The 7,664-nt window shown below is 36.1% G+C and carries 8 protein-coding genes; 7 read left to right on the top strand and 1 reads right to left on the bottom strand.

The genetic code is table 11. The annotated features are described in order from the left end of the window. From ACJML3_RS01310 to trpS, 6 genes are all read left to right on the top strand, one after another. Positions 1 to 189 (top strand): shikimate kinase (locus tag ACJML3_RS01310; protein WP_406019947.1); only part of this gene is annotated, 189 nt, incomplete at its 5' end. Beyond that, positions 189 to 1,277 (top strand): 3-dehydroquinate synthase, encoded by a 1,089-nt coding sequence (gene aroB, locus ACJML3_RS01305; RefSeq protein WP_406019945.1) that lies wholly within the window; start codon positions 189 to 191, stop codon positions 1,275 to 1,277. The genes ACJML3_RS01310 and aroB, both read left to right, overlap by 1 nt. Continuing rightward, positions 1,277 to 3,016 carry an AAA family ATPase gene (locus ACJML3_RS01300; RefSeq protein ID WP_406019943.1) on the top strand — a complete coding sequence of 580 codons (1,740 nt, stop codon included), beginning with the start codon at positions 1,277 to 1,279 and terminating at the stop codon, positions 3,014 to 3,016. The genes aroB and ACJML3_RS01300 overlap by 1 nt, the downstream gene beginning before the upstream one ends. Beyond that, positions 3,013 to 3,687 carry a ribulose-phosphate 3-epimerase gene (gene rpe / locus ACJML3_RS01295; protein ID WP_406019941.1) on the top strand — a complete coding sequence of 225 codons (675 nt, stop codon included), beginning with the start codon at positions 3,013 to 3,015 and terminating at the stop codon, positions 3,685 to 3,687. The genes ACJML3_RS01300 and rpe overlap by 4 nt, the downstream gene beginning before the upstream one ends. Next, on the top strand, positions 3,680 to 4,372 hold the full coding sequence (locus ACJML3_RS01290) for an HAD-IIIA family hydrolase (RefSeq protein WP_406019940.1): 693 nt from the start codon (positions 3,680 to 3,682) through the stop codon (positions 4,370 to 4,372). The genes rpe and ACJML3_RS01290 overlap by 8 nt, the downstream gene beginning before the upstream one ends. Positions 4,373 to 4,375: 3 nt before the next feature. Continuing rightward, positions 4,376 to 5,377, top strand: a complete 1,002-nt coding sequence (trpS, locus tag ACJML3_RS01285; RefSeq protein WP_406019938.1) for a tryptophan--tRNA ligase — start codon at positions 4,376 to 4,378, stop codon at positions 5,375 to 5,377. A 60-nt stretch (positions 5,378 to 5,437) separates the two neighbouring features. On the opposite strand, the gene ACJML3_RS01280 is transcribed toward trpS, so the two are convergent. Next, positions 5,438 to 6,778 (bottom strand): dihydroorotase, encoded by a 1,341-nt coding sequence (locus ACJML3_RS01280; protein ID WP_406019936.1) that lies wholly within the window; start codon positions 6,776 to 6,778, stop codon positions 5,438 to 5,440. A gap of 46 nt (positions 6,779 to 6,824) precedes the next feature. Here ACJML3_RS01280 and ACJML3_RS01275 point away from each other — a divergent pair, with 46 nt between their 5' ends. Beyond that, the gene (locus ACJML3_RS01275) at positions 6,825 to 7,469 is read left to right on the top strand and encodes an NUDIX domain-containing protein (protein ID WP_406019934.1); all 645 of its coding nucleotides are present in this window, start codon (positions 6,825 to 6,827) and stop codon (positions 7,467 to 7,469) included. The last annotated feature ends 195 nt before the right edge of the window (positions 7,470 to 7,664 follow it).

Genomic DNA, 7,664 nt, shown 5'->3' with positions numbered 1-7,664 from the left:
TATTTAAGAACCAGCCATGATAACAACAGACCAATGCTGAATGTTGATGATAGACGTCAGCGTCTTGCAGATATTTTCAGTAAGAGAGATCCTTTGTACAAAGAGTGCGCTGATATAACCATTGATTCTGGAAAAATGGATATACATGACTGCGTAGAAACAATTATAGAAAAAATCAGGGAATCATAATGGAAACCATTACAGTAGGTTTAGATACAAGATCATATCCAATTTATATTGGAAATGAGATTAATTACGGTCCATTAGTATCAAAGGCTTTACCAAAAATCAAAGATCTGATGGTCGTAACTAATGAGACTGTAGCTCCTTTATATTTACAAAGACTGCAAAAAGAGCTTGAAGCTGAAGGCTTTAATGTAAAAAGCTGCATCTTAAAAGACGGTGAATCATACAAAACTGTTGAATCATGGTGGCAGATCCTTACAGCTCTCATGGAAAATGCCTATGGTAGAGACAGTGCTATTATCGCTTTAGGTGGTGGTGTTGTAGGTGATATGGCAGGATTTGCTGCATCAGCTTATCAAAGAGGCATTCCATTTGTTCAGATCCCAACAACTCTTCTTGCAATGGTTGATTCTTCCGTAGGTGGAAAAACAGCTATCAATCATCCTCTTGGCAAAAACATGATAGGTGCTTTCTATCAGCCAAAGGCTGTAATTGCATCTTTAGATTGTTTAAAAACCTTACCTCAAAAGGAATTAACTGCAGGTTTAGGTGAAGTTGTAAAGACAGCAATTATTTACGATAGAGCATTTTATGATTTTCTGACACAGAATATACAAAAAGTATTTTCTGATGATTTAGATACTCTTCATACTATTGTTAAAAAGTGCTGTGAGGTGAAATCTTCTGTTGTATCAGAAGATGAAAAAGAGCACGGTTTAAGAGCTATTTTAAATTATGGCCATACATTCGGTCATGCAATTGAAGCTCATCTTGGCTTTGGTACCTGGCTTCATGGTGAAGCTGTAGGTTTAGGTATGGTGATAGCATCTGCACTTTCACTAAAAAGAGGCCTTATCAGTAAAGAGGATTTCGATTCTATGAAAGATCTTTGCAAAAAGGCAAAACTTCCTGTAAGCATACCTGAGTGCATGAGCGGTGACGATTTTATCAAACATATGCGTCATGATAAGAAGGTACGTCACGGTATTATAAGATATGTACTGCCAACTGCCATCGGCTCTGTTAAGATATTCTCAGATGTTGATGATTCTGAAGTAGTAGCTTTAGTAAACTCTTTAAAGGCTGAATAATGGCATATCTAGGTTTTTCTGTTCCAAAATCTTTACTTGACTGTGCAGGCAAGGTTGGCACTCTGTTTTCTTACGGAGACAACTTTGTTGTTCTTTCAGGTAACCAAGGATCAGGAAGAACAACAGTTCTAGAGCATGTTATCAATTCTCTTGATAATCGCTTTACTACTGTTTTTATTCCTTGTTCAAGGGAAATGGAACTTGAAAAACTAAGAACTCTGTTTTTACAGCAGCTGTGCTCTCAGGATAAATGGGATGCATCTGAATCAATTGAAAACAGCATTAAGAAAGCATCAGTACCTGTAAGAGAAAAAGTCCTGATCGTTATTGATGATATTGATCTTGTTGTAAGTTCTTTTGCAGATGAAATCTTTTCTTTGTACAAGCATTCATTAGGAACAAGAAGATTTTCTTTTCTTGTTACAGCTCATCCTTTATGGCTTGAAACTAAAGGATACAAGAATACTGACAAGAATCTTTCAATTGAAGAGGTAGCCATTCCATATATCGGTGTTGAAGAAGCCTTAGAGCTTTGCAAAAAAAGATTTGAATTTTCACAATTAAATAATGTTTATGAAGCAATATTACCTAAGCTTCCAAAAGCAATTCAAAGATGCGAGGGTAATATTGGAAAGATAATCAAACTAACGGAGAAACTTATGTCTGATCCAACTCAAGTAGAAAATGAGCAGAAAGAGCCTGTTGTTGAGAAAAAGGCTGCATCGGGGGCTAAAAAGAATCTGACTGCGATTTTTATCTCTCTTATCTGCCTTGCTATTGTAGTAGCCTGCCTTCTTCCTGTAATTTTAGGTTCAAAGGATGCTATAAATAATAAAGCAGAACCTGTTAAGGTTGAAGATGTTCAGAGCAATTCAAATCAGACATCAAATGTAACTGACGATCCTTTAGCAGTGTCTGCAGGATCTGTATCTTCCATCAAGGCAGATGCTCAAAAGGGAGATGCAAAGACTGTTGTTGATGATAATGGTGAGCTTCTTGATAAGATTGAAGGTGGAGTGGAAACACAGGGCCTTGAGAAGACAACTAAAAATGAGGTTACCTTACAGGGAGAAACTTTAGATGCTATTGAGAATTCAAGTGGCGAAAAAGTTGACGATCCCAGGCAAGGATTGGGAGGATCTAAGGTAAATACACAATCTGGATATCTTACAAGAGCTGATAATGCTCTTTATAAAGATCAGATTGAACATGAAGATGCTCTCATAAAAAAACAGCAGCAAGAAGCATTAGCTGACAAGAAAGCTTTAGAAGAACTTAAGAAAAAGCAGTCAGAAAATGCTAAAAAGGATAATAAGTTAGCTGATAATAATCAGGTAGCAAAAGAAAATAAAAATGTTCAGGAATCAGCTTCAGACAAGAGTGTAGCTGTTAAAAAGACTGAAACAGCCAAAAATAAACAAACAAAGGTAAAAAAGGAAAAATCTGTAGCAGGAAGTGAAGAGGAGCTTTTAAAAAAGAATCCAAGACACTATACTTTGCAGATATTTGCAAGTTACAGCAAGGCACCATTACTTGATGTAGCTGATACTATTTCAGGCAAATACTATATTTATCAGACAAGACGAAATGGTAAACTATGGTATGTTCTGATTACCGGTGACTATTTAACTGCTAAGGAAGGCTTGAAGACAGTATCTTCTTTACCAGAAAAGGTTAAGAAGGCTGGACCATTCATTAAAACCTTTGGCAAAGTTCAACAAGAGATGAAGTTAAAGTGAAAGATAAGCGCTTTTTAATTGCAGGATCAATTTTATCTGCAGATCTATTAAATTTACAAAGAGATGTTGAAGAGGCTCTGAACGTTGGTGTTGATGTTATCCATTTTGATGTAATGGATTATCATTTTGTACCAAATATGACCTTCGGTCCTGCATTTTTAAAAGCAATGCATCAGAAATTCCCAAATGCGGTTTTTGATGTTCATCTAATGATTGATCCTGTAACTCCAGAAATTGTTGATGATTATATAAATGCTGGTGCAAGCTGGATTTCATTCCATCCTGAGGCATGTATTCATACCCACCGTATGCTCACATACATCAGATCTAAGAATGTTAAGGCAGGTATTGCTTTAAATCCATCTACAGCTCCTGAACTTCTAGAGTATCTTTTTGATGATCTTGATTTTGTTCTAGTTATGACTGTAAATCCAGGCTTTGGCGGACAGAAGACAATTCCTTCAACCTTAAATAAGGTTGCTAAGATTAAAGCACAGATTCAGAAAGCTAATAAGGATATCTTTATTGAAGTTGATGGTGGCGTAAAAGACAGCAACATCAAGGAAATTGAATCTTATGGTGCTGAAGTTTTTGTTGTAGGCTCTGCTTTCTTCGGAGCTGATGACAAGAAAGTTGCAATTGACAATCTACACAGTGCATTAAATGCCTAATTCATTTAAATTAGAGGCACTACTGTTTGATCTAGACGGTACTCTAGCTGATACAGTAGTGCAGCTTGCAAAAGCCTCAAAGCAAGCTGTTGAGGCAATAGGTCTGAATCCTCCATTACTTGAACAGGTCAAGGACTACGTTGGCAACGGAGTCAATATGTTACTTGCACGTTGCATAAAGGGTAGCTTTGATGCAAAAGTAGAGGATATTGATACAACACTTTTAAAAAAAGCCCGAGAAGTGTTCAATGAAAAATATACAATGGGCCTTAGCGAGAATTATCGCCTTTATGACGGTGTAACAGAGGGGTTAGAACTCTTTAAAAGCAAGGAGTTGAAACTTGCTGTTGTTACAAATAAACCTCATATGTTTGCAATTCCTTTGCTAAAGCATATGGAAATTTACGACAAGTTTGATTTTATTCTAGCAGGCGAAGTTTTAAGTAAAAGAAAACCTGATCCTTATCCTATTGAATATACATTAGAAAAGATGAATATCAAAAAAGAGAATGCCTTAATGATAGGTGATTCAAACAATGATATTCTTGCAGGACAAAGAGCGGGTGTAAAAACTGCGTTTTTATCTTATGGCTATAACCGCCTGGATGAAAAAGAACTACATTTTGATTATCGTTTTGATAATTTTAACGATTTGACAGATTTCATAATTAAACAAATAGGTTAAAAAATGTCTAAGGAAATTATTTTTTCTGGAATCCAACCATCAGGAGAACTGTCTGTAGGTAATTACATCGGTTCTTTAAGAAACTGGGTTCAGTTGCAGGATGATTACGAATGTATCTACTGCGTTGTTAATGAGCATGCCATTACTGTAAGACAGGATCCAAAAGAGTTGCTTGAGCGTTCATTAAACACTCTTGCTTTATTTATTGCAGCAGGTGTTGATCCTAACAAGAGCACTATCTTCTTACAGTCACATGTTCCTGCTCATTGCCAGTTATCATGGGTACTTAACTGTTATACTCAGGTAGGTGAGCTTAACCGTATGACTCAGTACAAGGACAAATCAAAGCGCTATGCTGATAATGTTACAGCAGGTTTATTTGATTATCCTGTACTAATGGCTGCAGATATTCTTTTATATCAGGCAGATCTTGTTCCTGTAGGGGACGATCAGAAACAGCACATTGAGATCACCCGTGATATCGCAACCCGTTTCAATAATATCTACGGTGAAACTTTCACTCTTCCAAAAGGTTATTTCCCAAAGGCAGGCGCTCGTGTTATGTCTTTACAGGAGCCTTTAAAGAAGATGTCAAAATCTGATGATAACCAGAATAATGTAATCAGAATTCTAGAAGATCCTAAATCAATCTTAAAGAAGATGAAAAAAGCAGTTACCGATAGTGATAATCCACCTGTAATTGCATATGACTGGGAGAACAAGCCTGGTGTTTCAAATCTTCTTGAGATTTTATCAGCATCAACCGGTACACCTGTTGAACAGCTTGTTGAAAAATACAAAGGTCAGATGTATGGCACATTCAAGTGTGAGGTTGGTGAAGCTGTTGTTGCAATGCTTGAGCCTGTTCAGCAGCGCTACAAGGAAATCAGACAGGATGTATCATATCTGAACGAAGTTCTAAAGGAAGGTGCAAAGAAAGCATCAGCAAGAGCAGAAAAGACTTTAGAAGACGTTTATAAGAAGATCGGCTTCTACTTGTACTAATTATAAAAAATCTGCTGTAGATCCTACAGCAGATTATATCTTTTCTAGATAGTTGTAATCCTATCTGTCAAATTCAAGAGCCATTCCTTTAGCATCGGATACTATCTTTGAATCTTTTACTACAAGCTCTCCGTTTACAATAGTATGAACAATCTTTGATGAGAATGTTTCACCTGTAAAAGGAGACCATTTGCATTTTGATGCAATATCATCTTCACAAACAGTATTTTGCAAAGACAGATTTACAATTGCAAGATCTGCAAAATAACCTTCCTTAATTGCGCCTCTATCCTTGATGTGGAATCGTTTTGCAACATTAGTAGATGTAACTTTTGCAATTGTCTCTAATGTGATTTCATGCTGTTTGTACAGCTCTAAAAGACTCTGTAGTGAGAACTGAACTGAAGGAAGACCTGAAGCACATTTAAAGTATGTACCTTCTTTTGCAGCTTTTTCATGAGGAGCATGATCGGTTGCAACAGTGGTGATAATTCCATTTTCAAGACCATTTACAAGAGCGCGCCTGTCTATCTCGTATTTAACAGATGGATTGCACTTAAGATAAGCACCTTTTCTTTGATAATCAAAATCAGAGAAGCAAAGGTGAGGAATGCAAGCTTCTGCGGAGATCTGTCTTGTAACAACATCTCCATACATATACTCGCTAAGCATCTTAACTTCTTCTTTTGTTGACAGATGCATAATATGAATTCTTGCACCAGTCTTTTTAGCAATTTCTATTGCAAGGGCACTTGATTTAATGCAGCAGTCTCTGTTTCTGATAACAGGATGCATAGAGAATGGCACATTTTCACCATAAGTTGCTTTTGCAGTTTTTTCATTATCAAGAATTGTTTTTGTGTCCTCACAGTGAAGACAGATAATTGTTTTTGCCTTTTCAAAAATTGATGTAAGCTTCTTTTCATCTTCAACTAGCAGACTGCCTGTTGATGAGCCCATAAACACCTTGATGCCAGCAATTTCTCTTACAGGTGCATTTGCAATTTCATCAATATTCTTATCATCAGCTCCAAGATAGAAACCATAGTTTGCAAGAGAGTCTTTTGCTGCAATAGCTTTCTTTTCATTAATCATCTTCATGGTTGTGCATGAAGGTGAGTTGTTAGGCATATCAAGATAGGATGTTACACCTCCAAGAACACAGGCTCTGCTTTCAGATTCAATTGTTGCCTTATGTTCCATTCCTGGCTGTCTGAAGTGAACATGCTCATCTATAAGACCAGGAAAAACAATATATTCATGGCAGTCTAAAATCTGTGCATCATTATCAATGATGTTTCTATCAATTTTAGCTATTCTTTTTCCCTCAATGAGAAGATCATTTCGTATAATACGCTCTGGGGTAATAAGCAGAGCATTCTTTAAAAGTATTCTGTTCATAATTGCTCCATGTTTTCACTGTATTGTATCGGATCTGAAATATATTATGGCAAATAATACTGATAATTTATTTAAACACCGTTTTAACGGGCAAAATGTTACGGTTCATAAAAAAGAGCGCATATTTAAACAGTATTTTGCAATTGATGCTTATGATATTTCATATAGCAGATTTGATGGAACAGAGTCTAAAGTTTTCAGACGTGAAGTGTTCGAAAGAGATGCAGATGCAGTTGCGATTCTTGCATATGATGTGAAAACAGATGAGGTAGCTCTTATTGAGCAGTTCAGAATCGGCGCATTAAAAGATTCTGACTCTCCTTGGTTAATAGAGATCGTTGCAGGAATGATAGATGGTAATGAAAGACCAGAGATTTCTGCAATCAGAGAGTTAAAAGAGGAAATTGGAGTTTGCTTAACAGAAGATAAGCTTCTAAGAATCTGTGAAGAGTACGCAACTCCAGGTGGAGCATCTGAGAAGACAACTGTATTTATAGCAAATGCCGATCTGTCAGAACTTGCAAACCATGGTGGCCTTGATATTGAAGGTGAGGATATTCGTGTATTTAAAGCACCATTAACAGAGGCTTACAAGCAGATTGGTCTTGGCAGAATTAAAAATGCAGTAACAATTCTTGCAATACAGTATCTTTTGATTGAAAAAGAAAAAGTGAAACAAATTTTCAGATAAACGTAATATAAATCACAAAACAGTAAACAAATTTTGATCCAAAATGAAAAGAAATGTGTTTACATATTGATTTTATTGCTTTTTACTACTATTCTTTGCGCAAAATTATGAAGGTGTTTTTTTATGAAAAATGCAACAAAGTGCATTTTTTTTTGTAATAAATTACCATAAAATTTAATACTGTGTGTGTTAACT

The sequence above is a fragment of the Succinivibrio sp. genome (assembly GCF_045124615.1).
GTDB lineage: Bacteria > Pseudomonadota > Gammaproteobacteria > Enterobacterales > Succinivibrionaceae > Succinivibrio > Succinivibrio faecicola.
Note: the sequence above shows the minus strand (reverse complement) of the source record. Positions and strands in the feature narration are given on the sequence as shown.

Coding starts and splice junctions, on each gene's coding strand:
- aroB (WP_406019945.1), top strand. CDS start 189: ATGGAAACCATTACAGTAGGTTTAGATACAAGATCATATCCAATTTAT.
- ACJML3_RS01300 (WP_406019943.1), top strand. CDS start 1,277: ATGGCATATCTAGGTTTTTCTGTTCCAAAATCTTTACTTGACTGTGCA.
- ACJML3_RS01290 (WP_406019940.1), top strand. CDS start 3,680: ATGCCTAATTCATTTAAATTAGAGGCACTACTGTTTGATCTAGACGGT.
- trpS (WP_406019938.1), top strand. CDS start 4,376: ATGTCTAAGGAAATTATTTTTTCTGGAATCCAACCATCAGGAGAACTG.
- ACJML3_RS01280 (WP_406019936.1), bottom strand. CDS start 6,778: ATGAACAGAATACTTTTAAAGAATGCTCTGCTTATTACCCCAGAGCGT.
- ACJML3_RS01275 (WP_406019934.1), top strand. CDS start 6,825: ATGGCAAATAATACTGATAATTTATTTAAACACCGTTTTAACGGGCAA.